This is a genomic window from Novosphingobium aeonii (assembly GCF_052279045.1).
Taxonomy (GTDB): Bacteria; Pseudomonadota; Alphaproteobacteria; order Sphingomonadales; family Sphingomonadaceae; genus Novosphingobium.
In genome coordinates this window covers 2744545-2767438 of record NZ_CP176832.1, presented here as the reverse complement: position 1 = coordinate 2767438, position 22894 = coordinate 2744545, and the positions used below count along the sequence as shown (strand labels likewise).

Annotated in this window: 22 protein-coding genes and 1 tRNA gene; 15 read left to right on the top strand and 8 right to left on the bottom strand. The window is 63.5% G+C overall.

All coding sequences use genetic code 11. The annotated features are described in order from the left end of the window. Positions 1 to 5: 5 nt before the first annotated feature. Together ACLIMP_RS13365 and ACLIMP_RS13360 are read left to right on the top strand one after the other, a co-directional pair. Entirely contained in the window at positions 6 to 680 is a 675-nt protein-coding gene (locus tag ACLIMP_RS13365; RefSeq protein WP_054440456.1) for a response regulator transcription factor, read from the top strand. After that, complete coding sequence (locus ACLIMP_RS13360) at positions 681 to 2039, top strand: HAMP domain-containing sensor histidine kinase (protein ID WP_324696034.1); 1359 nt, start codon at positions 681 to 683, stop codon at positions 2037 to 2039. Between the two features lie 81 nt (positions 2040 to 2120). Here ACLIMP_RS13360 and ACLIMP_RS13355 read toward each other — a convergent pair whose 3' ends face one another. The 3 genes from ACLIMP_RS13355 to yghU form a co-directional block, all read right to left on the bottom strand. Then, the gene (locus tag ACLIMP_RS13355; protein ID WP_443477897.1) at positions 2121 to 4196 is read right to left on the bottom strand and encodes a TonB-dependent siderophore receptor; all 2076 of its coding nucleotides are present in this window, start codon (positions 4194 to 4196) and stop codon (positions 2121 to 2123) included. A gap of 378 nt (positions 4197 to 4574) precedes the next feature. Continuing rightward, positions 4575 to 4649: transfer RNA gene (locus ACLIMP_RS13350), tRNA-Gln, on the bottom strand. An 83-nt stretch (positions 4650 to 4732) separates the two neighbouring features. Next, positions 4733 to 5581, bottom strand: coding sequence for a glutathione-dependent disulfide-bond oxidoreductase (yghU, locus tag ACLIMP_RS13345; protein WP_324696030.1), 849 nt, complete (start codon positions 5579 to 5581; stop codon positions 4733 to 4735). A gap of 207 nt (positions 5582 to 5788) precedes the next feature. Between yghU and ACLIMP_RS13340 the strand changes: the two genes are divergently transcribed. Genes ACLIMP_RS13340 through ACLIMP_RS13330 form a run of 3 tightly spaced genes read left to right on the top strand, consistent with a single transcriptional unit; the run spans position 5789 to position 8021 of the window. Further along, a complete protein-coding gene (locus tag ACLIMP_RS13340; protein ID WP_054440443.1) occupies positions 5789 to 6433 on the top strand; it encodes a TetR/AcrR family transcriptional regulator in 645 nt (214 codons plus the stop codon). Between the two features lie 53 nt (positions 6434 to 6486). Next, on the top strand, positions 6487 to 7686 hold the full coding sequence (locus ACLIMP_RS13335) for an aromatic ring-hydroxylating oxygenase subunit alpha (protein WP_185997028.1): 1200 nt from the start codon (positions 6487 to 6489) through the stop codon (positions 7684 to 7686). Further along, complete coding sequence (locus ACLIMP_RS13330) at positions 7683 to 8021, top strand: hypothetical protein (protein WP_324696027.1); 339 nt, start codon at positions 7683 to 7685, stop codon at positions 8019 to 8021. The genes ACLIMP_RS13335 and ACLIMP_RS13330 overlap by 4 nt, the downstream gene beginning before the upstream one ends. A gap of 115 nt (positions 8022 to 8136) precedes the next feature. Here ACLIMP_RS13330 and ACLIMP_RS13325 read toward each other — a convergent pair whose 3' ends face one another. Together ACLIMP_RS13325 and ACLIMP_RS13320 are read right to left on the bottom strand one after the other, a co-directional pair. After that, entirely contained in the window at positions 8137 to 9237 is a 1101-nt protein-coding gene (locus tag ACLIMP_RS13325) for a branched-chain amino acid aminotransferase (RefSeq protein ID WP_054440437.1), read from the bottom strand. A gap of 817 nt (positions 9238 to 10054) precedes the next feature. Further along, a complete protein-coding gene (locus tag ACLIMP_RS13320) occupies positions 10055 to 10624 on the bottom strand; it encodes a hypothetical protein (protein WP_443477896.1) in 570 nt (189 codons plus the stop codon). Between the two features lie 17 nt (positions 10625 to 10641). Between ACLIMP_RS13320 and ACLIMP_RS13315 the strand changes: the two genes are divergently transcribed. From ACLIMP_RS13315 to ACLIMP_RS13285, 7 genes are all read left to right on the top strand, one after another. Then, a complete protein-coding gene (locus ACLIMP_RS13315; protein ID WP_324696022.1) occupies positions 10642 to 11436 on the top strand; it encodes a TlyA family RNA methyltransferase in 795 nt (264 codons plus the stop codon). A 105-nt stretch (positions 11437 to 11541) separates the two neighbouring features. After that, positions 11542 to 12096 carry a TspO/MBR family protein gene (locus ACLIMP_RS13310; RefSeq protein WP_324696019.1) on the top strand — a complete coding sequence of 185 codons (555 nt, stop codon included), beginning with the start codon at positions 11542 to 11544 and terminating at the stop codon, positions 12094 to 12096. Positions 12097 to 12143: 47 nt separating this feature from the next. Then, positions 12144 to 12392: an accessory factor UbiK family protein gene (locus tag ACLIMP_RS13305; RefSeq protein WP_054440429.1), complete on the top strand. Its 249-nt coding sequence runs from the start codon at positions 12144 to 12146 to the stop codon at positions 12390 to 12392. Positions 12393 to 12486: 94 nt separating this feature from the next. Further along, positions 12487 to 13092 (top strand): DNA repair protein RecO, encoded by a 606-nt coding sequence (recO, locus tag ACLIMP_RS13300; protein WP_054440427.1) that lies wholly within the window; start codon positions 12487 to 12489, stop codon positions 13090 to 13092. Between the two features lie 18 nt (positions 13093 to 13110). Next, positions 13111 to 14154 (top strand): 3-isopropylmalate dehydrogenase, encoded by a 1044-nt coding sequence (leuB, locus tag ACLIMP_RS13295; protein ID WP_324696015.1) that lies wholly within the window; start codon positions 13111 to 13113, stop codon positions 14152 to 14154. Positions 14155 to 14215: 61 nt separating this feature from the next. After that, positions 14216 to 15391 carry a glycosyltransferase gene (locus ACLIMP_RS13290; RefSeq protein WP_054440423.1) on the top strand — a complete coding sequence of 392 codons (1176 nt, stop codon included), beginning with the start codon at positions 14216 to 14218 and terminating at the stop codon, positions 15389 to 15391. A gap of 8 nt (positions 15392 to 15399) precedes the next feature. After that, complete coding sequence (locus ACLIMP_RS13285; RefSeq protein ID WP_491716054.1) at positions 15400 to 16035, top strand: DUF2238 domain-containing protein; 636 nt, start codon at positions 15400 to 15402, stop codon at positions 16033 to 16035. Positions 16036 to 16038: 3 nt separating this feature from the next. On the opposite strand, the gene ACLIMP_RS13280 is transcribed toward ACLIMP_RS13285, so the two are convergent. Then, complete coding sequence (locus ACLIMP_RS13280; protein WP_324696010.1) at positions 16039 to 17322, bottom strand: phospholipid carrier-dependent glycosyltransferase; 1284 nt, start codon at positions 17320 to 17322, stop codon at positions 16039 to 16041. A gap of 109 nt (positions 17323 to 17431) precedes the next feature. Here ACLIMP_RS13280 and ACLIMP_RS13275 point away from each other — a divergent pair, with 109 nt between their 5' ends. From ACLIMP_RS13275 to ACLIMP_RS13265, 3 genes are all read left to right on the top strand, one after another. After that, complete coding sequence (locus ACLIMP_RS13275) at positions 17432 to 18640, top strand: trans-sulfuration enzyme family protein (protein WP_054440416.1); 1209 nt, start codon at positions 17432 to 17434, stop codon at positions 18638 to 18640. Positions 18641 to 18808: 168 nt separating this feature from the next. Beyond that, complete coding sequence (gene apaG / locus ACLIMP_RS13270; protein WP_185997035.1) at positions 18809 to 19207, top strand: Co2+/Mg2+ efflux protein ApaG; 399 nt, start codon at positions 18809 to 18811, stop codon at positions 19205 to 19207. A gap of 144 nt (positions 19208 to 19351) precedes the next feature. Next, positions 19352 to 20167: a LysR family transcriptional regulator gene (locus tag ACLIMP_RS13265; protein ID WP_324696004.1), complete on the top strand. Its 816-nt coding sequence runs from the start codon at positions 19352 to 19354 to the stop codon at positions 20165 to 20167. A 103-nt stretch (positions 20168 to 20270) separates the two neighbouring features. Here the strand turns inward: ACLIMP_RS13265 and ACLIMP_RS13260 are convergent, their stop codons facing one another. Both ACLIMP_RS13260 and htpX read right to left on the bottom strand, forming a co-directional pair. Continuing rightward, positions 20271 to 21686 carry an aromatic ring-hydroxylating oxygenase subunit alpha gene (locus ACLIMP_RS13260; protein WP_324696002.1) on the bottom strand — a complete coding sequence of 472 codons (1416 nt, stop codon included), beginning with the start codon at positions 21684 to 21686 and terminating at the stop codon, positions 20271 to 20273. A gap of 190 nt (positions 21687 to 21876) precedes the next feature. After that, on the bottom strand, positions 21877 to 22770 hold the full coding sequence (gene htpX / locus ACLIMP_RS13255) for a zinc metalloprotease HtpX (protein ID WP_324696000.1): 894 nt from the start codon (positions 22768 to 22770) through the stop codon (positions 21877 to 21879). Positions 22771 to 22894: the final 124 nt, after the last annotated feature.

Sequence of the window (22894 nt, the reverse complement as noted above, 5' to 3'; positions counted from 1 at the left end):
CGTCCATGCGAATCCTGATAGTGGAAGATGACGAAGAAACCGCCTGCTTCATCGCGAAGGGACTTGAGGAAGCCGGGCAAGCCGTCGTCCTGAGCCGCGATGGGCGCGATGGGCTGTTTCAGGCGACCGGTGGCGGATTCGATGTCATTGTGCTCGATCGCATGCTGCCGGGGCTCGACGGGCTTTCGTTGCTCAAGGCGCTGCGCGCGGCGGCGGACGCAACGCCGGTCCTGATGTTGACCGCGATCGGCGGAATTGCCGACAGGGTGGACGGGCTGGAGGCCGGGGCTGACGATTATCTGGTGAAGCCCTTTGCCTTTTCCGAACTCGCCGCGCGGATCAATGCTCTGGGCAGGCGGCCGCAGGCCCGGATGGAGGGGCACTTGCTCGCTGTGGGCGACATCCTGCTCGACCTCCATCGCCGCACGGTCGAACGGCGGGGAAGCCGCATTGCCTTGCAGCCGCGCGAATTCGCGCTGCTGGCCGAATTGATGCGCAATCCCCGGCGGGTGATGACGCGCACGATGCTGCTTGAACGGGTGTGGGATTTCGATTTTGATCCCAAGACGAACATTGTCGAGACCCACCTCAGCCGCTTGCGATCCAAGCTCAACGCCGGGTTCGAAGAGGATGCCATCGAGACGATACGCGGGGCCGGCTACATGATCCGGGGCGGATAGATGCTGCGGAACCTCTGGCGAACCACTTCAGGGCTGGTCGGGATCGTCGCCGTCGCATTTGCGCTTGCCACGCTAGCGATCGGCCTCGCGGCTTACGAAGTCACTCACGAGGCGCTGGAGCAGCAGCTCGACCATCGTATCGCCACTGAAACCGCCGGGTTGCTGGCGGAAGCACATTCCAGCGGACTCCCGGCGCTCGCCGCTGCCATCGGTCGCCGCGAAGCCGCGCGGTCGACCTCCAGCCTCGAGTACCTGCTGGTGGACGAAGCCGGTGAAAGACTGGCGGGCTCTCTCGATGCCCCGGTTCCCGGAAAACAGGGCTTCGAGGAGTTTCTCCACTATCGGCGGCAAGGGCAGGGCTACCTTAGCGAGGATGCCATCGCACAGGCCCTGACAACTGCGGTTCCGGGCGGCACGCTCGTGATTGCAGCTGATCGCTCCGACCTCGACGAGATCGACCGGACGCTGGCCGCGCTGTTCGCAAGCTCGCTCGCGGCCATGCTCATCCTCGGGTTGGCGGCGGCGGTCCTGATCGGTTGGATTACCCGGAGACGCCTGAGCCGGATCGATGCGACGGCACAGGCGATCATCGGCGGCGATCTGGCCCGGCGCATTCCCCGGGACAATTCCGGAAGCGAGTTCGATCGGCTGGCCGGCACGCTCAACCGGATGCTCGACCGGATAGAGAGCCTGATGGAAAACCTGCGACAGGTATCGAGCGATGTCGCTCACGATCTGCGCACGCCGCTTACGAGGCTCTGCAACAAGCTCGATGAAGCGGCGCGCGAACCGGAAGCGCGAATTCGCGCAGATATCCTCGACACAGCGCGTGCGCAGGCGGGCGAATTGCTCGAACTGTTTTCGGCCTTGCTGCGGCTGGCGGAAATCGAGGGCTTGTCCGACCGGCTTCCGCGCCGCCGCGTGGATATGTCGGTGCTGCTCGACCAGATGGCAGAGAGCTACCGCCCCGACATCGAGGACAGCGGCCGCACTCTCCAGGTTGATTTCCCCGCCGGACTGGAAATCGAAGGCGACCGCCGCCTTGTGAGCCAGGCAATCGCCAACCTTCTCGACAATGCCTTGCGTCACACGCCGGGCGGCACCGCAATCTGCATGACGGCCAGTTCCGGCGACGAGGGCATAAGCGTCGAGGTCGCGGATAACGGTCCCGGTGTGGACGAGGTCGAAGGACAGCGCCTGTTCGAGCGGTTCGCCCGCAGCGAGCAGGCGCGGTCCAGTCCGGGGCATGGGCTGGGCCTGAGCATGGTTCGCGCCATCGCGCAGGCACATGGCGGGCGGGCCGAGTTGAGGAACGGCGCTCCCGGTCTTGCCGTGGTCCTCCATTTCCCGCCGATATGAACGATCTCAGCCTGTTTTCGGGGCAGGAATTTCCGGCGAAGCATTCATGCCCCGCCGGAGAAAACCGGGTGAGGGTCGGCCTTAGAAGTGGGTCGAAAGGCTCAGCTTGACGCTCGGCGGGAGCCCCTGGGCAAGAAGGCTCGAGCCGGTCGACGCCCAGTAGCGCTTGCCTGTCACGTTATCCGCATAGACGCGGATCGTCGTCGGGCTTCCGGCAAGGTCGAAGTTGTAGCTCGCTCCGAGGTCGAAGGTCACGTAGCCCGGCACGAAAGCCTGGTTGAGCGCATTGACCGCGCGGCGGCCGACATGGAACATACCGGCCGAGACCCGCAGGCCCTCGATCACGGGGACGCGGTATTCGGCGAAGATCGAACCCGAATACTTCGAGACATTCTCGATCAGCTTCCCGACAACAGTAGCGTTCCCGGACTTCTGCTGGGCGTCGAGATAGAGGGCGCTGGCGGAGATCGACAGGCGCGGAAGCACTTCACCGACTGCGCTTACCTCGATGCCCTCGTACACGGCCTCGGCATCCTGGACGAAGTAGTTCGCGCTGTTGAGGTAGGCCGAGGGACGCTTGATGTGGAAATAGGCGGCCGTCATCAACATGCCCCGGATCGGCTCGACCTTGAGGCCCACTTCCTTCTGCTTGCTGACCGCCGCCGGGAGGATTTCACCCGCATTGTTGGCGATCTGCTGCGCGATCGGTCCGGGTTCGAGGCCTTCGATATAGTTGGCATAGACATTCGCCCAGGCCACCGGCTTTACCATCAGCCCGTAGGACCAGGTTCCCGGCTTGATCTTGTAGTCCGAGGTGCGGCTGACATCGCTGTAGTCGGTCTTGCGATAGCCGATGGTCGCCTGAAGCCAGTCGCCGAGCGAGGCCCTGTCGAAGATGTAGACGCCAAGGTCCTCGACCCGCGACGGGTTGGGAATGATACGTGGCGGCTTTGGCTGCTGCGGAATGGCAACCGGGTCGTAAAGGTTCTGGGCAAAGCTGTATCGCACCGCCGTCGGCACATTGCTGTCGCGCGTGTAGTACGATACGCCGACCATGACATTGTGCGTGATCGGTCCGGTCTGGAACGAGCCGGAGACATCGCTGCGATAGATATTGTTCTTGTAGTCGTTGCCGCTGGTCATCGCCACGGAGACGGTTCCGTCCCCGGTGTCGAGATTGTAGCCGCCGAAGGAGGAATAATAACGGCTTCGCGTCAGGTAGGATTGGCCGACGGCGAAGGCGATGCGCCAGTTCTGCGCAAAATCGTAATTCACGCGCGCCAGCAGGTTCGTCGAATGCCCGCGACCCTGCATCCATGACGCGCCCAGGTTTTTCGAAGGGGACTGGAGGGGCGGAAGCGCGATGGCTCCGTTCACGGCGGCGGGCAGGCTGAACTCCGTCGGCTCGGTCACGGACTTGTAGTTGTATTCGGCGTCGAGCAGGATTTCGAGGCCATCGAGGGGGCGCCAGTCGAACGCTCCCGAAATGAAGCGTCTGGCGCCGGAACTGCGCTTGATCCCGGTTTCGATCGAGGATGTCCCGGCATTTACCCGCAGGCCCGCCGATCCGAAGCTGCGGCTGACATCGAAGTTCGCGCCGACGGATCCGTTGGAATCGCCCATGAAGTCGATACGGTTGATCGGTGCATTCTCAGGGCGTTCGGTCACAAGATTGACGATGCCGGAAGGGGTTGCGAAGCCGTAGTAGAGCCCCGCCGCACCCTTGAGGACTTCGATGCGGTCCTTGCTCTCGATCGGTTGCTCGATCAGGTTGACGATCGGCAGGACGCCGTTCCAGCGCACGTTCGTGAAGTTGTTGAGAGTGATGCCGCGGATCGCCAGGTTGCTGTAGATGGCACTGTTGATCTGGGCCTGCGTGACGCCCGGGGTGTTCCGCACGGCGTCGATCAGGGACCGGGCCTGCTGCGCTTCCAGCAAGTCCTTGGTCATGACTGCGATCGTCAGCGGCGTATAGCGCAGGCGTGCGTCGCGGAAGGTGCCGGCCTGCACGAAATCCGCGCTGAAGCTGTCTCTGCGGTCTGCTGTGACAACGATATCCTGGGCGGGAGCGCTAGTTTCCTCAGTGCCTTGAGCCGCTGCGACACCGGGCATCGCAGCGAGGGCAATCGCCGGAATCGATGCGCCGACAAGGGCCATGCAGATCCCGGGCCGAGCACGCGTGACTGATGACAAAACTAATCTCCCTGAACATCAAACTTATGGTCGCGCAAATACGCAAATGCGAAACATTTGCAATAGTGCCGTCGCGAAACGTCTCGGCATTTCGCGGTCGGCGGTGTTCGGGAAGGTGGTTGCGCCGGTCGGCAGTCCGAGGGTGCGCGGATATGAGCCCGGCCTTGTCTGGCCGGTGCAGGGCAGCAGTTTGCTGTGGGCGCCGCTCGCATTCTGAAACGCGATCAGGTGATGGGGCGCGAGGGTTTGATTTGGGGAGACGGAACTTAAAGCTCAACGCCGCTAATGCCGAATGGAGGACATGCCGCATGATTGGCATATCATAACTTCAGCAGAACTACCTGGCTGGGGCGGCAGGATTCGAACCTGCGAATGCCGGTACCAAAAACCGGTGCCTTACCACTTGGCGACGCCCCAGCAGGGAATGCGCGCTTAGCGGCTAATGCGGGCGCTGAAAAGCCCTTTGAAGAGAGTTTTCCAGCGCCGGCATTTCAGCAGGCTCAGGCCTTGAGAACAATGTCGATATCGGCGGCGGAATGCCGTTCGCGGACCATGCCTTCACCGTTGCGGTTTACGATCCGGCCGCGTTGAACCGGCGTGCGGGCGCCGACTTCCTCGCCCCAGCGCATCAGGTTTTCGTAGCTGGCAACGTCAAGGAAAGTCGCCGCATCGCCATAGGCGTCGCCGCGCACGAAGCCGCCGAACCAGCCATAGGCGGCTATGTCAGCGATAGAATATTCGCTTCCCGCCAGATAGCGCGACTCGCCGAGGCGCTTGTCCGCCACGTCGAGGATGCGCTTCGTTTCCATGGCATAGCGATTGATCGGATATTCGAACTTCTCGGGTGCATAGGCGTAGAAATGTCCGAAACCGCCGCCGATCAGCGGAGCCGTCGACATCTGCCACATCAGCCAGGACAGGCACTCCGCGCGCTCGGGATAGTTGGCCGGCACGAACTTGCCGAACTTTTCCGCAAGATAGAGCAGGATGGCGCCCGATTCGAAAATCCGCACCGGCTTGTCTGCGGAATAGTCCAGCAGGGCGGGGATCTTCGAGTTCGGATTCACCGAAACGAAGCCCGAACCGAACTGGTCGCCTTCGCCGATATTAATGAGCCAGGCGTCGTATTCCGCCTCCGCTACCCCTGCGGCAATCAGTTCTTCCAGCAGGATCGTGACCTTTTGCCCATTGGGAGTACCTAGCGAGTAGAGTTGCAGGGGGTGCTCTCCGCGTGGCAGTTCCTTGTCGTGCGTCGCCCCGGAAACCGGACGATTGATGCTCGCCCATTCGCCGCCGTTCCCCTTGTCCCAGGTCCAGACTTTCGGCGGCGTGTAAGTGGGATCGGACATGAGCAACTCCTTGATGTCGTGGGGGCTGATCTAGGAATGGCCTTCTCGGGCGGCAACCCCGATGCGGCTGATTGCGACCTTTGTGCTGTGGGCGACACAATAGTCCGAAGAGATACTCGACTGTCGGTGATTTCGATTGTAAATCAATCAGCTAGTGGTTTTATACGGCACTCGGCAAAACGGCGCCGGCAAACTGGCAGGAGGCGAATGACTAAACCGATCGACGCACCGGGAACTCCGGCGGGCCGGCGGCAGCCTTCGCGCCGCCGCAACAAGGGCTTCGAGGAAACCCATGGGGTCCTGATCGACACGGCTGTGCGGCTGATGTCGGAAAAAGGGACCGAAGCGCTTTCGCTGTCCGAAGTTGCGCGCGAAGCGGGTGTTAACCGCACCACCGTCTATTACCATTTCGACAGCCGCGATGCCTTGTTGGTGGCGGTTCGGGAATGGTCGGCAAACCAGTTGGCGGCCGCATTCGCACCGTCCGACACGGCAGAGAACCGCACCCGCTTCATCACCCGCTTCGTGCTCGAAAATCCCGAGGTGATCGCGCTCTGGACCGAGGAATTCCTCGCGCCGGGCCGTATCGGCAATCGCTACCCCCATTGGGATGCCCTTGTGGACGGGTTACGCGAGCAGTTCGCGGAGATGGGAGAAACGGACATCGACGCGGAATCGTTCAGCACATTGCTGCTGACATGGGCGATGATCGGGCCGCGCGTCTATCGCAATAGCGTCCGGCCTGACCTGCCGCTGGACGATGTCGTCGAACGGCTGGCGAAGAGCCAACTCGCCATGCTGCGCCTGATAGGCGTTACGCCAGGCCGCGATATTACGACAGATGTGTTGTAAGAATCGATAGGCCACCATATCCTGCTCCCGACAAAAGCAAGGGAGAGGATGCAATGAACGGGCAGGACGCGGCCTTCGAGCCGGTGGGCAAGGACGAACTGGCGTGGCTTGGCACGCGGCCTGTGCCCGCCGCACCCTACCACGATCCGGACTGGTTCGAACTGGAGCGAGAGGCGGTGTTTCGCCGTAATTGGCTCCAGATCGGCCATGTCTGCGAGGTTCCCGATCGTGGCAGTTTCATCCGCCGCGAGGTCGAGGTGCTCAAGGCGTCCATCCTCGTCACGCACGGCAAGGACGGGGTGATCCGGGCTTTCCACAATGTCTGCACGCATCGCGGCACCCAGTTGGTCGATGCCTGCGAGGGAAAGCAGAGCACCTTCAGTTGCCCCTATCACATGTGGACTTTCGGGCTGGACGGCGGACTCATCTCCGCGCCGGATTTCGAATCCTTCCACGTTTCCAAGTCGGATTGCGCTTTGCCCGGCCTGGCCTGCGAGGTGATTGGCGGCCTCATCTTCGTTCACTTCGGAACGCCCGCGATGAGCCTGCGTGAGGAACTGGGACCGCTTGCGGAAAAGCTGGAGCAGATGCCGGTGGGCCGCGCCACCACCTTCTCGGAATATGTCTACGAGATCGACGCGAACTGGAAGCTGACGTTCGATAATTTCCAGGAAAACTATCATCTGCGCTTCATTCACCCTGCTGCCGCGCAACCGGTTTGCAGCGCGGACAATCCGTTCGGTTATCCGGTCTCCTACGATTTTCATGGGGCCCACCGAGCGCAACGGATCTGGACGAACCCGAATATGCCTCCCCCCGCGCCGATACAGGGCGAGGCTTTCAGGCGCGGCGGGGTATCCGCCATGGCGGATGGTTTGTTCGGCGCCGAAACCGTGAAGGACTATCTGGCGCTGTTCCCGAACTTCTTCCTGTTCGGCTCACCGGTGCAGCATTTCTCGCACGTGGTCATGCCGCTCGCCCATGATCGTTCTCGTGGGGTTATCCGGCTTTACTGGGTGGGGGAAGACGAGAGTGCGAGTGAGCGGTTCGCTCGTGAATATGTCATGGCGACGGCCCGGGATGTTCATGCCGAGGATAGATCGGTGATCGAACGCGGGCACAAAGGGCTCGCCAGCGGGGCCTTGCGGCATATCCATTTCCAGTCTCAGGAATCGCTTTGCCGGCACCTGTTCAACGAGGTCGAGCGTATGGTGCAGGCCTTTCGCGCCGAGCGGCTGGAGGTGGTGCGATGAGCGTATCGCTTCCGGCGGGATTCGCGGTGCTGGAACCCTTCGTGTCGCAATGGGCCATCGGTGGCTCCGCCGCGCGTGCCGAGCAACGTGGCCGTTCTTTGAAAGAGCAGCGTGAGGCGTTCTACGTGGCGGCCAGCGCGCATCTTGGCGCCGCTCTCGATCATCTCGATGCGCGCGGGCTGCACGAGTTCGATCAGGCGGATGACAGGCTGATGAACCTCATGCTGAGCCTTGCGCACGTTGCGCTGGCGGAAGAGCTTCAGAAGGACGCCGAGGCGACACATGCCACTTTTCGCAAGTTCATGGAGATCACGCGGACACCGGCAGGGGCTTGAACGCCGAGGCCGACGATGTCCGATGCAATCGGCGCGCCAACCGCGAGAGCGGGGCGCGCCGGAAAGGTAGAAGTAAAGCATCAGGGAGAATGGCTCCCCGATGCTTGCTTCATGTTCAGGAGACCTTGCGGATCCAGCCATGCGTATCGGCAGCTTCGCCACGCTGGATCGAGACCAGGCGGTTCTTGAGCTTGGCGGTAAGCTGGCCGGGGCCGCCCGAACCGATGGTGAATTCACCGTCGCGGCCCGAAACCTTGCCGACCGAGGTGACCACGGCGGCGGTACCGCAGGCAAAGGTTTCGATCAGCTTGCCTGAATTCGCATCGTCGCGCCACTGATCGAGGCTGTACTTGCCTTCCTCGACCTTGAGGCCTTCCTCGCGGGCGAGCTGCAGCAGGCTGTCGCGGGTGATGCCGGGCAGGATCGTGCCGGTCAGCGCTGGCGTGAGCAGGGTGCCGTCCTCAAACACGAAGTAGAGGTTCATGCCGCCCAGTTCCTCGATCCACTTGTGCTCGGCAGCATCAAGGAAGACGACCTGGTCGTGCCCGCGAGCGATGGCTTCGGCCTGGGGGACGAGGCTGGCAGCGTAGTTGCCGCCGCACTTGGCCGCGCCGGTGCCGCCGGGGGCGGCGCGCGTGTAGTCGGAAACCCAGATCGAGACGGCAGGCGCGCCCGACTTGAAGTAATTGCCTGCCGGGCTGGCAATGACGATGAACTTGTACTGCTTGGCCGGGCGCACGCCGAGGAACGCCTCGGTGGCGATCATGAAAGGGCGCAAGTAGAGCGAGGCGCCTTCGCCGTCCGGGATCCAGCTGCGATCGATCTTCACGAGGCGTTCGATGGCTTCGACGAAAAGGGCCTCGGGAAGCTCGGGCATGGCGAGGCGCTGGGCCGACTGGTTGAAGCGCGCGGCGTTCGCCTCGGGGCGGAACAACGCCACCGAACCGTCGGTCTGGACATAGGCCTTGAGGCCTTCGAAGATTTCCTGCGCGTAGTGCAACACTGCTGCCGCGGGATCGAGCGCAATCGGCTGGCGCGGGCCGATGACCGCGTCATGCCAGCCTTGGCCTTCGGTCCATTCGATGACCACCATGTGATCGGAGAAGTTCGTGCCGAAACCGGGGTTGGCAAGTACGGCCTCACGCTGTTCCGCGCTGGCGGGCGAAGGGTGGGGCAGGGTGGTGAAGGTCAGGCCGGCATCGGCGAGAGTCGCCATCGAACGAAATCCTCTTGTAGACGTTCCGGCTCCGTTGAATGAAAATTACACTCAAGGCAACCGAAAAGTAATTTTGATACTCAATTTTATAGTATTACCACGCTGCAGCGGGCGGAGCCATGGCATGGGCCGTCCGCAGATCGGCGGGAAAACTGTCGCGGAACGGCCTTAGCCCCGGAAAACCCGCAAGTGCCAGTGCGAAATTCGCTTGCCGCGATGCGGGGAGGATAAGCCGGAGGCGTGACCTTGCGAGGCGACAGCCCGAGAAACCCTGCCCGGAGACGGCGTTCGACCTGCGGGAATCAATACGCGCCATGCAAATGAGAAGGGCCGCCCCGGTTGCCCGGTGCGGCCCTTCGCATGGTCAGCGGCCGGGAAGTGCCGCCAGCGAAAGCCTTTATCGCTTCATCAAAATTTAGCGATAATGCCTCGCGACGGAAATTGCCGACCTCTCTGCTGAACCATGAGACATCGGATCACCTCCTTTCGCGCTGTTGAGCCAAGGTTGCCGCACTGAAGCGGCCGGACTTCGGTAACTCTCGGGCGCGTTTCCCGGGGCCCGTCGTCCTGAGAAAATTTGTGTCCGATTCCGCACCGCACAACAAGTCTTGAATTCATATTTTTTGCGGTCATTATCGACGCTTCGGGTGAGTTTTCCCCAGCCTTCGCGCCGCTTTGACGGCTCGATTTCGGGGGCTGGAAAGTGCGGCCCGAATGCCCTTGAAATGACGTGAAAACATTCCGGAAGGGCGAGAAGTTATGGGCTATTTATCCGCCTTCTCGCCACGATTCCTGTTCAATTTTGCACGTTGCGCTCTCAGCGACAGTCCTCGATGACGCGCGAGATTTCGGTCCAGCTCGGGATGTAGAGCGGCGCCATGCCCTGGACTTCGGCGGCAAAGCGACCGCGGCTGAAGGCCATGGCGTCAAGCAGGCGGTCCCGTGCCGGCAGGTCCACCTGAACGCCGCCGTTCACGGGCGATGCCGTGAGCACGCGGCTGGTGTCCGAGGTGGAGATGGAAAGCGGTACCGAGCCGTTCGCCGCGCCGCTGCGGAACAGTGATACCGTGGCCGATCCTCGATTGCAGCGTATTCCGAAAGTGCCATTGGCGAAGCTGGCGATACCTGGCGAGGCGATGCTCCAGTCGCCCGGTGTCTGCGGGGCGTCTCGCCAGTCTGCGGCAGGCGGGGCTGTCGGAGCGGGAGGCGCGACGGGGGCAGGCGCCGGGCGCGGTGCAGGCGGCGGGCTGCTCGGCGCTACGCAGCCGGCGACCATCGCCAGCGCGGCGAGCGGGGCGAAAGCGAGTTTCTGGGGGAACGCGGAGAGAGCCGGGCGTCGGCGCGGATTTGCCTTCATGAGCCCGGTATGGAATGAGGCGCGCTTCATCTCAAGTATGCAAAGCCATGACTGACCCGTCCGAACCCCGCTCCGTCGAAAAGAAAGCTCCGCATTCCAAGGGGGCATCCGCAAAATTGCGTGTCGATCAGGCGTTGGTGGACCGCGGACTTGCCGAAAGCCGCACGCGTGCGCAGGCGCTGGTGCTGGCAGGGCTGGTGTTTTCCGGCGAGACCAAGATCGCCAAGCCCGGGCAGAGCCTTAAGGCCGACGCGCCGCTTGAAGTGCGCGGGCGCGATCACCCCTGGGTTTCGCGTGGGGGCATCAAGCTGGCTCATGCGATCGAGCATTTCGGCCTCGACCCGGCGGGGGCTGTCGCCATGGACATCGGCAGTTCCACGGGCGGGTTCACCGACGTGCTGCTCAGCAATGGCGCTGAGCGCGTGTTTGCGGTGGATTCGGGCACCAATCAGCTCGCCTGGAAGCTGCGTCAGGACCCGCGCGTAACCGTGCTGGAACAGACCAGCGCCCGCGTGCTCACGGCGCAGCAGATCGATGCATCGTGCAACTGGGTCGTCTGCGATGCGAGCTTCATCGGGCTCGCAAAGGTTCTCGAAGTACCGCTCCGCCTTGCCGCACCCGAATGCAGGCTGGTTGCGCTTATCAAGCCGCAGTTCGAAGTCGGACGGGGCGAGGTGGGGAAGGGCGGAGTCGTGCGCGACCCCCTGTTGCACGAGCGAGTCTGCAACGAGGTGCGGGACTGGCTCGAAGGCGATGGCTGGGCGATCCAGGGGATCGTCGAAAGTCCGATCAAGGGCCCGGAAGGTAACGTCGAGTTTCTCGTTTCGGCGCAACGTGGATGAATTTCGGGATATCAGGTGATTGCGCGCCGGGCAGGCTCGTTACACAACTTGCCGGAATCCACCGCCTGATGTCGCGGTTTTCCTGATTCGGGAGTTGCTAGGGGAATGAACCTGATCGCTTCGTCGGGCCAGTTGCGCGCCAGCCTGCTGCGCTGGTCGCTTGTGCTCGTCCCGCTGGTCGTGCTGCTGGGCTTCATCTCGGGCAAGGTTTCGCAGAGCGGGCCCGGCAATGCCTGGTTCGATGCATTGGCAAAGCCCGCCACTTATCCGCCGCCCATCGCCTTCCCGATCGTCTGGACGCTACTCTATGTGTTGATGGGCGTGGCGCTGGCGATGGTCTGTTCGGCGCGCGGCGCGCGCGGACGCGGGCTGGCGGTGGCCGCGTTCGTCCTGCAGTTCGCGCTCAACCTGGCGTGGAGCCCGGTGTTCTTCGGCGCCCATCAGATGACCATCGGACTCGCGGTGATCGCGGCGATGGATTTCGCGGTGCTTCTGACGATAGCGCTGTTCTGGCGGATTCGCCCCGTCGCGGCGCTGCTGCTCGTGCCCTATCTCGTGTGGATCTGCTTCGCGACATACCTGAACTACGCGTTTCTTGAGGCGAATACCTCTCTCGATGGTGCTGAAGGGCCGCGGGCGGTGGAACGCTTCGAGATTTGAGCAAAGGGCTCTTGCGCGGCTTCGCGCAACATACCAAATAGGCTCCCATGCAAAGCGAAAACCCTTTCGTCGCCGACTTCGTCAAGATGATGAACAGTGCCGCCGGCACGCTCGCCGGCGTGGGCCGGGAAGCCCGCGACAATGCGCGTGAGCGCTTCAAGGAATTCATGGGCGACATGGACTATGTCACCCGTGAGGAATTCGAAGCGGTAAAGGAACTTGCCGCCACCTCGCGTGCCGAAGTGGAAACGCTCAAGGACCGGATCGCCGCACTCGAAGCCAAGTCCGGTTCGTAGTTCCGGCCCCGCGAAGGCCGGGTCGTCCCACGCCTTCTCGCGTTTCGTTTCCCTGATCGTGCGTCGCTGTAGCTGAGGCCCTGCAAGCCGCATCATGCAGCTTCGCGCTTCCGCCATCGTTTGTGCCTCCCGGCCTCACGGCGAAACAGCCGCCATCGTTCGCCTGTTGACGGCGGAAGCGGGTCTCGTCGCGGCCTATGTCGCCGGAGGCAGGGGGCGTGAACTGCGGCCGGTGCTGATTCCCGGCAACGGCGTCGAGGCGGAAATCCGCTCGAAAAGCGATAGTCAGCTTCCTTTCGCCCGCATCGAACTGGTTTCCAGTCGCGGCCCATGGCTGGGTGAACCGCTCCCCGCCGCCGCTATCGCCTGGGTCACGGCGCTTACCGCCACCTGCCTGCCCGAGCGCCATCCCTATCCCGCGCTTTACCAGGCGCTTGGCGCGCTGCTGGAGGCGATCTGCGTTGCCCCCTCCGCCCGGGGCTGGGCGCTGCCGCTCCTGTCCTACGAAGTCCTCCTGCTGCGCGAGCTTGGCTACGGCGTGCCGGTTGCGCGTCCCGAGGATGACGACTGGGGGGCGATACTCACTACTTTCGACCTGCTCGGCCGCGAACTGGCGCGCTATCCGCTTGCCGATCGGCGTGGAGACGCTATGGGGGCGCGCGTCCTGCTGCGTGAGCGGCTGGGGCGGATTCACGGTTGACGCCAAGCGGAGAACGACATGCGCATTGCGGTATTTGCAGGAGACGGGATCGGTCCCGAGGTCACCGAGCAGGCAGTGCGCGTGCTTCAGAAGCTCGATCTTCCAGGCCTCGAACTCGTCGAAGGCGATGTCGGCGGCGTCGCCTATCGCAAGCATGGCCATCCGCTTCCGGCCGAAACCCTGGAAATCGCGCGTTCGTCGCAGGCGATCCTGTTCGGCGCGGTGGGCGATTTCTCGTGCGATCATCTGGAGCGTCACTTGCGCCCGGAGCAGGCCATTCTTGGCCTGCGCAAGGAGCTCGGCCTCTTCGCCAACTTGCGCCCGGCGCAGGTTTTCGCGGGCCTCGAGGACCTGACCACGCTTCGTCCCGAAGTCGCCAGCAAGATCGACCTGCTGATCGTGCGCGAACTCAACGGCGATGTGTACTTCGGCGAGAAGGGCATGCGCACGCTGGAAGACGGCCGCCGCCAGGGCTGGGACATGATGTCCTACGCCGAGGATGAAGTGCGCCGCATCGCGCATGTCGGCTTCACGGCGGCAATGGGGCGTTCGAAGAAGCTTTGCTCGGTCGACAAGGCGAACGTCCTCGAGACCTCGCAGCTCTGGCGCGATGTCGTGATCGAGGTCGCCAAGGAATATCCCGAGGTCGAACTCAGCCACATGTACGTCGACAATGCGGCGATGCAGCTGGTGAAGAACCCCGGCCAGTTCGACGTGATCGTCACCGGCAATCTGTTCGGTGACATTCTTTCCGACCAGGCCTCTATGTGCGTGGGCTCGATCGGGCTGCTGGCTTCGGCCAGCCTTGCCGAGGGTACTTACGGCCTTTATGAGCCGATCCACGGTTCGGCGCCGGACATCGCGGGCAAGGGCCTTGCCAATCCGATGGCAACGATCCTCTCCGCGGCGATGCTGCTGCGCCATTCGCTTGGCCTCGAAGTCGAAGCTGCCCGTATCGAGGCGGCCGTGGCGAAGACCCTGGCGGACGGCATCAAGGGCGGCGATCTGGGCGGTTCTGCGGGAACGCGGGAAATCGGTGACGCGGTCGTCGAACGCCTGTAAGGTCCCGCGACCTTAACTGACGATAGATTTTTATTCAGGTTTTCCACCTAGTACGGGGCGCATGAACATTACTCGTTCGGATCTCGCAGAGGCGCTCGACGTCGCAGCCAAGCCGCTTGAGCTGGCCATCGTCCTGCCCACCTACAACGAGCGCAAGAACATCGCGACGATGATCGAGCGGCTCGACGCCGCGCTCAAGGGCGTGGTGTGGGAGGCTGTCTTCGTCGATGACAACAGCCCCGACGGCACCTCGGACGAGGCGCGCCGCCTGTCGCTGGAAGATCCGCGTGTACGCTGCATCCAGCGCATCGGTCGGCGCGGCCTTGCCAGCGCCGCCATCGAGGGCATGTGCTCCACCGCCGCGCCAATCGTCGCGGTGATGGATGCCGACCACCAGCATGATCCCGAATTGCTGCCGCAGATGCTGAAGGCCGTGACTTCGGGCGAGTACGACCTTGCCTATGCCTCGCGCTTCGCCGAAGGCGCCAGCACCGAGGCATGGGGTCGTCCCGATCGCGTCAAGGCGTCGGGCCTTGCCAACCGGATCGCCAACAAGGTGACCGGCGTCGAGCTGACCGACCCGATGAGCGGCTTCTTCATGCTGCGCACCGAGACGCTGCGTGCGGATGCCCACCGCCTGTCGGGGGTGGGCTTCAAGATTCTTCTCGATATCCTCGCAACTGTCGATCGTCCGCTCCGCGTCAAGGAGTTTCCGCTCCATTTCGCGGCGCGAGCCGAAGGCGAAAGCAAACTGGACCAGACCGTCGTGTTCGAATTCCTCGTGGGCCTTTACGACAAATGGCTGGGCCGGATCATTCCGACCCGTTTCGCGCTGTTCGGCACCGTTGGCGCCTTGGGCGTGCTGGTGCAACTGAGCGCGCTGTGGATCATGCTCCACCTCGTGTTCGCCGAGCGCTTCGTCTACGGAAACTGGTCGGAGAGCGCGACATTCAACATCGCGAACACCATTGCTGCGGTCGTGGCGATGACGTTCAACTTCGTGTTGAACAACGAACTGACTTATTCTGACAAGCGCCTGCGCGGCTTCGGCCCGCTGATGCGCGGCTGGGCCCAGTTCGCGGTGACCTGCTCGCTGGGCCTGTTGACCAACATCGGTTCGGCCGCCGTGCTCAAGACCATCGGCATCCATGCCGTGGTGGCAGTCATCACCGGCATCGTGCTGGGTTCGGTGTGGAACTTCGCACTGTCCTCCAAGTTCGTCTGGGGCAAGTACTGAGCGTGAATATGCCGCGGCACGCGGTGCCGCGCAGTCAGGTTCTGTGGCTCGTGCTCACGAGCGTAGCGGCGTTGTTCAGCTTGCTTGACACGCCGTTTCCGCGTCTGGCGCCGATGCAGAATCTTCCCACTCTGGCGATTCTCGGCGCGATCTTCTGGTCGTTGCGGCGGTGGCCTCTACCGACCAGCGCCGTCGCCTGCATCTGCCTGTTCCTTGTGCTGCACACGATCGGTGGGCGTTACGTCTACTCCCATGTCCCCTACGAGTATTGGGCGCGGGCGCTCGGTCTGCCGTCGCCAGCGGCGACGCTGGGCCTGGAGCGCAACGCCTGGGACCGGCTCGTCCATTTCAGTTTCGGTGCGCTGTGGGTCCATCCGATCTCGGTATGGCTCGTCCGGCATAAGGGGCTGTCGCTGTCCCTTGCCACTTATATCTCAGTCGAGTTCGTGCTGGCGGGCAGCGCTCTCTACGAGATATTCGAATGGCTGCTGACGGTGTTCATGGCCGGCCCCGATGCGCTGGCCTACAATGGACAGCAGGGCGATCCCTGGGACCCGCAGAAGGACATGGCCATGGCAGGGCTCGGGGCGGTGGTCAGCGCGTCGGCCCAAGCAATCCGGTTGCGGCTGCGGGCCGATCTCTGAGGATCAGCGCCAGTTCGGCAGCCACATCCAGAAATTGTAGAATTCCTTGGTGGGCAGCGGGGCACCTGAAATGATCGGGTAGAACAGGACGAACATGCCGACGGAGCCCCACATGGCTATCGTTCCGGCACGGCGCCACTTGTCGCGGCGATCCCACAGGGCATCCAGAGCGAATGCGAGAATGGCCATGAGGAAAGCGCCCGGCAGCAGATAGTGATAGTAGAACTGGATGGGCTTGCCGTTGACAATCCACATGCCCAGCGTCCCGGCATAGAGCGCGATGAGCACCGTGAGCTCCGATCGGCGGCGGAACGTCGCGGCCCAGATGCTCCAGATCAGGGCGAAAAGTCCCGCGATCATGGAGAACGGGTTGCCGAGCATGACGATGCCATGCTGACGCCCGTCGATACTCTCGAACTGGTACCAGATCGGCCGCCAGTCGACCATCCACTGGTACCACTGGCTGCGATAGGGGTGGAGCTTCTTCACGCTGTCCTGCAGCGCTATCATGTGGCGGTGCTGTTCGATGAAGCCCCAGGGCGAGACGGGACGAACGCTATAGAACATCGCGGGCAGGTAGGTCGCCCAATAGACCGCCAGGGGTAGCAGGCCGAGCCAGAACCCCGCCTCGATCAGCGATATCCCGGGAATCGGGCCTGCTTTCCTGCTGCCGACGATCTTCCAGCCATTCTCCCGGATGCGCAGGGCCAGGAACCAGAGCCCGGGAATGGCAAGCGCCGGCGCGCTGCTCCACTTGGCGCCCAGCGACAGCCCCAGCGCGATCCCCGTCATCGCCAGCCGCGCCCTCGCGGCTCCTGCCGAACCCGATCGAAGCGCGGCGGCGAACTGCCAGAGGCCGACCATGCAGAGCGACGCCTCCACCATGTCGAGCATCGCGATCCGGCTTTGTACGAACCATGTGAAATTGGTCGCGAGAAGCACCGTGGCGGTGATCGCCGCGCGGCGGCGGCCGGAAATGAGCCAGATGAAGCGCGAAAAGGCCAGCAGGCCCAACGTTCCGAAGAGCACCGGGCCGATGCGCCATGCAAAGGGCCGGTCGCCGATGAGGGCGATGAACCCGGCGATCACTTCCTTGGCGAACATCGGATGCTCGCGATTGGCGGGAACCATGTCCAGCAGCTTGAGCGCTGCGGGAACGTAATGGATCTCGTCGAAGTAGTACCGTCCCGGCTCGGAAATGCGGAACAGGGCGAGGGCCAGGAACAGGCCCGTTACGATCAGGCTCCAGCCGATCGGGTCTCGGTCATTACGGGAAACGGTCGGCATCGGCTCGGCGGAATAGGGAGGAAAGCGAGCGACTGCAAGGCCGGCTGAGATGGGGTTGAACGGCACCTAGACTTGCACTGCGTCGCTCACGATCCTAGAGGCATGGCCCATGAAACGCACCACCGGACAGGACCGCACCAAGACCCGCAACTGGCGCCCTGCCACCCGCGCGATCCGCGGGGGCACCTGGCGCTCCGAAATGGGGGAGACCAGCGAAGCGCTGTTCCTCACTTCGGGCTACAGCTACGACGACGCAGCCACGGTCGCCGCCCGCTTCATGGGCGAGGACGACGGCATGACGTACTCGCGGTTGCAGAACCCGACGGTGCAGATGCTGGAAGAGCGCATCGCGCTGCTTGAGGGTGCCGATGCCTGCCGCACGCAGGCTTCCGGCATGGCCGCGATGACGGCGGCGCTGCTGTGCCAGCTTTCGGCCGGCGACCACATGGTTTCCGCGCGCGCTGCTTTCGGTTCGTGCCGCTGGCTGGGCGATAGCCTGCTGCCGCGTTTCGGTATCGACGTCACCGTGATCGACGCGACCGATACGGCTGCATGGGAAGCGGCGATCCGGCCTAACACCAAGGTGTTCTTCTTCGAATCGCCCGCCAATCCGACGATGGACATTGCCGACATCGAAGGCATCTGCGCGATCGCCAAGGCGCACGGCATCACTACCGTGGTCGACAATGCGTTCTGTTCGCCGGTTCTCCAGCGTCCGATGGAGTTCGGCGTGGATGTCGTTGCCTATTCGGCCACCAAGCTGATGGACGGGCAGGGCCGCGTTCTGGCGGGCGCCGTTTGCGGCACCGAGGAATTCATCAACGACAAGCTCCTGCCGTTCCAGCGCAACACCGGGCCCAATCTTTCGCCGTTCAATGCCTGGGTCGTGCTCAAGGGTCTCGAAACGCTTGACCTGCGGGCGAAGAAGCAGAGCGAGAACGCGCTGAAGGTCGGTGAGTTCGTTGCCGGCCGGGTGCCGCGGATCCTGCATCCCTGGCTCGACAGCCATCCGCAGCAGGCGCTGGCCCGCAAGCAGATGGATGCCTGCGGCCCGATCTTCAGCTTCATCGTCGATGGCGGACGCGAGCAGGCCCATGCCTTGCTCGACGCGCTGGAACTGGTCGACATCTCGAACAACATCGGCGACTCGCGCTCGCTGATGTGCCACCCGGCATCCACCACGCACCACAACATGGGGCCGGAAGGCCGCGAGGCCATGGGCATCTCCGAGGGGATGCTGCGCATCAACGTGGGCCTGGAAGATGCCGACGACATCATCGAGGATCTCGACCAGGCACTGACCAGGGCGGGGCTCTGAGGCCTGCAATACCTTGCTTTTCGGGCGGTGAATCGGCCGGATATGGATGTTGTTTCCTGTCCGGCCGGCGCTTCGCCGGAATGTGGCCAAAGGTGATCGCATCCGGGACAGGGGTGGCCGCCTAGCCTGTTGTAGGCATCCCGATTCGTCGTTAGGCTGGCGGGTGTTATGAAGGAACTGTTCCAGCATACCGCACTGACCGACGGCGTGACTGTCAGGGTCGCCGTGAATTTCCTGCCCGAGCAATCTCGGATTGAGGCGGGCAAGTGGTTCTGGGTCTATCACATCCGCATCGAGAATGATTCGGACGATACGCTCCAGCTTCTCACCCGGCACTGGCGCATCACGGACGGAAACGGCGATGTCAGCATCGTCGAGGGTGAAGGCATCGTCGGCGAACAGCCGGTCATTCGCCCCGGCGCCAGCCACGACTACGTGTCGGGCTGCCCGCTTTCGACCCCGCAGGGCTCGATGGAGGGATACTACACCTTCACGCGAAGCGACGGCGAGCAGGTGGAGGCAGCAATTCCCTTCTTCCCGCTGGCCGCTCCCGCAACGGCGGGTTGAGGCATCGCCTTCGCCGGGATTGCGGCATCGCCTTCGCCGGGATTGCGGCATCGCCCTCGCCGGGGTTGCGGCAGAACATTCCCGACGGCCAATACATTCCAGATGCCCATTGCCCGCTATGGCGACTGCGCATAGGGAACTTCCATGAAGCGCACGCACCTGCCCCTCAATGCCCTGCGCGTTTTCGATGCAGCGGCACGCCACCTTTCCTTCACCCGCGCGGCCGACGAACTGGCGGTGACTCCCGCCGCCGTCGGTCAGCAGATTCGCGCCCTTGAGGATCTCCTCGGCGTGGTCCTGTTCCGGCGGACCAGCAAGGGTCTGGAGCTGACCGAGGAAGCGGGAGCGGGCCTAGCCGCGCTCAGGACCGGTTTCCTGCATTTCGAGGATGCCGTGCAGGCCATGCAGGCCGGGCAATCCAGCCATGTCTATACCATCGCCGCCCCGCGCGAATTCTTCGCCGCATGGCTGGCGCCGCGCCTTGCGCAGTTCCGTGCCGACAATCCGCAGGTGCGCTACGTCATCGTCGATGGCGAACTGACCGATTTCACCGAGGCCAACCTCGATCTCGCCGTCCGCTGGACCGATGGGCCCGGCGAACTGGAAGGCGCTGCACTGGGCGCGGCCGAATGGGTCGAAGTCGGTGTGGGAGACTGGATCGGCTGGCCGGGCGATCCCACGCCCGGCGGCGAACTGGGCCAGGAGAACGAGGAGGCCAAGCCCGCGATCGCCGTCAGCGATGCCGGTCAGGCGATTGCGGCGGCGCGTTCCGGGCTGGGCCGCGCGCGCGTTCCGGGGCTGCTGGCGCGGGGCTTGATGGGGGCGGACGAACGCGCCGCCATTCAGGCCACCGTTCCGTCCCGGCGCGGATACTGGCTGGTGGCGCCGCTGCCGCAATGGCGGCAGAAGAAGGTCAAGGCGCTGGTCGCGGCGCTGACCGGCGAAGCCGGGGCCGAGTGAGCAGGCCGATCCGCATTCCGGTGATGGCGGTCAGGACCATCCTGCCGGAACGCGGGATCAAGGGGAGGGAGCCCCGCCCGGACGGGCAGGGCTCCGGCCGCTATCAGAAGCCGAGATCCTCGATCTTCCCGTCGAAGTTGCCGCCGAGCTTGTGGATGGCTTTGGCGAGCTTGTCCTGCGGCACGCCTTTCAGATAGCCGTCCACGATCCGCTGGTAATTGCTGATCATGCCTTCGACGTCCTTGGACAGGCGCATGAATTCAAACCCGGTGGCGTGCAGCCCCTTCTGCTGGATGGGGATGTTGCCATAGTCCTGCCGCGGGATCGGCGGGAATTCGGGGCTGTTGTAAGGCAGGTCGACCGGCTCCATGACGGGCTCCGGTTCTTTGCCTTCCGGGCAGTAAGTGAGCGACCAGATCTCGAAGTAGCAGCTTTCCGGGCCCAGCGGGCGAATGCGGTAGGCCGACATCGAGGTGAAGTACGGCAGCAGGAAGTAGTGCGGGAAGAGGAATTCCACCGCATTGACGGGGTGCGTCTGCGACAGCGTGCAAAGATCGGGCACCGGCTCGCCGCGTGCTTTGAGCTGTTCCGTGATCTGGTGCATGACGATGCCGAGCCAGTGGAACATCGCCATGTTCTGGTCTTCGGGCAGGCCTTCCTCGATGCCGATGAGGCCGCGGGCGATTTCCACTTCCTTTTCGTGGACCATGCCCGCCATGCCTTCGCTGAGGAGCGCCATCGAGTTGACCTGCAACTCCTGGTTCTCGCGATAGGAGAGGTGGGCTTCGGCCATGATCGGAACCGGGCCGCGCGGGGTCTTGTACATGGAATCGTACATCATCGGCGCGGCGTGCTGGAGCTGCGGATGCGTCTGCATCACGTGGTAGCCTTCCATGAAGGCTTCCATCGCGATCTTCCAGTTGGCCGGCAGCACGGCGCCGTAGCACCATTCGGCCCGCATCTTGTCGAGCCCGCGCGCTTCGAGGTTTTCGGCGATCGGGCCGAGCGATTCCCGCACGGAAGGTGCGTCATGGTCATGATTGATCCATACGCAGCCGATGAAAGTCTCGGCGCGGCAGGGGATCAGGTTGATGTCGTCTTCCTGGAGCTGACGCTCCGAGAACATGTGCTTGCCGTAGACCTGCGTGGATTCGCCGTCCATGTTCCAGCGCCAGCCGTGGAACGGGCAGACGAAGCCGGACTTCGAGCAGTTGCCATGGGCATTGCCGGTGCCGCCCGCGAAAGGCACGCCGCGATGGCGGCAGGCGTTATGGAACGCCTTCACGCCGCTGGCGGTGCGCACGATGATGACGGACTTGCCGACGTTCTCGTACTCGATCCAGTCGCCTACTTCGGGGATCTGTTCCTCGCGGCAGGCCATCTGCCAGACGTGAGGCCACAGATGGTCAAGCTCCGCCTGGTAGAACTCGGCGTCGTAGTAGCGCTTGACCGGGATCCGTTCGGGATCATCGATCGGAAACGGGACGGACCGCAGCCCGCCGTCGACAGATTTAAGCACTCCGACACCTCTCAGATGGTTCTTCATTCGTGTTGAACGAATGTACAACCGTGGGCGAGGCAGGCAATGGCCGGGCGCGTCCCGAGCATCGTGGACGCGCTTTTTGAAACGAGGGATCGGGGGCGGTCGGGAGGAAGGGGCGGGCGCTCCTTGCTGGCGGCGCCTGCCCCGGTTTCGCTGGCCTCTTGCGCTAGCTCCGGTTCGGATCGAGCGCAGAGGCGGAGCGCCGTGACGGTTGAGCCATGCCGCGGTTCTCCATCGCCATGAGCGCGGCGATGCGCTTCTCGGTTGCCGGGTGGGTCGAGAACAGGTCCGATACCGAAGTCGGCACGATGTAGAGCTGGGCGGCTGCCGGGTTGCGCTCGGACGCGGCGTTCGGGACGGCTTGTGCAGGGCCTGCGATCCTGGCCAGCGCCGAGGCGAGGGCGCGCGGGTTGCCGCTGATTTCGGCGCCGGCCTTGTCCGCTCCGAATTCGCGGGTGCGGCTGATCGCCATCTGCACGATCATCGCCGCGAAAGGCGCCATGAACACCGCTGCCATGGCGGCGAGCGGATTGGGCCGATTCTCGCCGCTGCCTCCACCAAGGTGGCCGCCGAAGAACAGGCCGAAGTTGGCGATCATCGAGATGGCGCCGGCAATCGTCGCCACCATGGTCATGATGAGGGTGTCGCGGTTCTTCACATGGCCAAGCTCGTGAGCCATGACCGCGGCCACTTCCTCGCGGTCCAGCATGTCGAGCAGGCCGGTCGTCGCGGCTACGGCGGCGTTTCGGGGATTGCGGCCGGTGGCGAAGGCGTTCGGGTTGGGGCTCTCGACCAGATAGACGCGCGGCATCGGCAACTGCGCGCGGCGGGCCAGCCCGGCGACGAGATTGTAGAACTCCGGCGCGGTGCGTTCGTCCACTTCGCGCGCGTTGTGCATCCTGAGCACGATGCTGTCGGCGTTCCAGAAGGTGAACAGGTTCATCCCCGCCGCCACGACCAGCGCGATCGCCGCGCCGCCGCTGCCGCCGAAGATATAGCCCAGCCCCATGAACAGCGCCGTGAGCGCCGCCAGCAGCATGGCCGTCTTGAAACCGTTCACTTCGTCAAACTCCCTGAAATCGTGGAATGCGGGATCTGGGTATCAGATGCCGGCTTTCAATATCCGGAACGCGCCCTGCATCGCCCGCGCGAATTGCTTCGTCCTTTGCGCCTTGGGTGTCCCC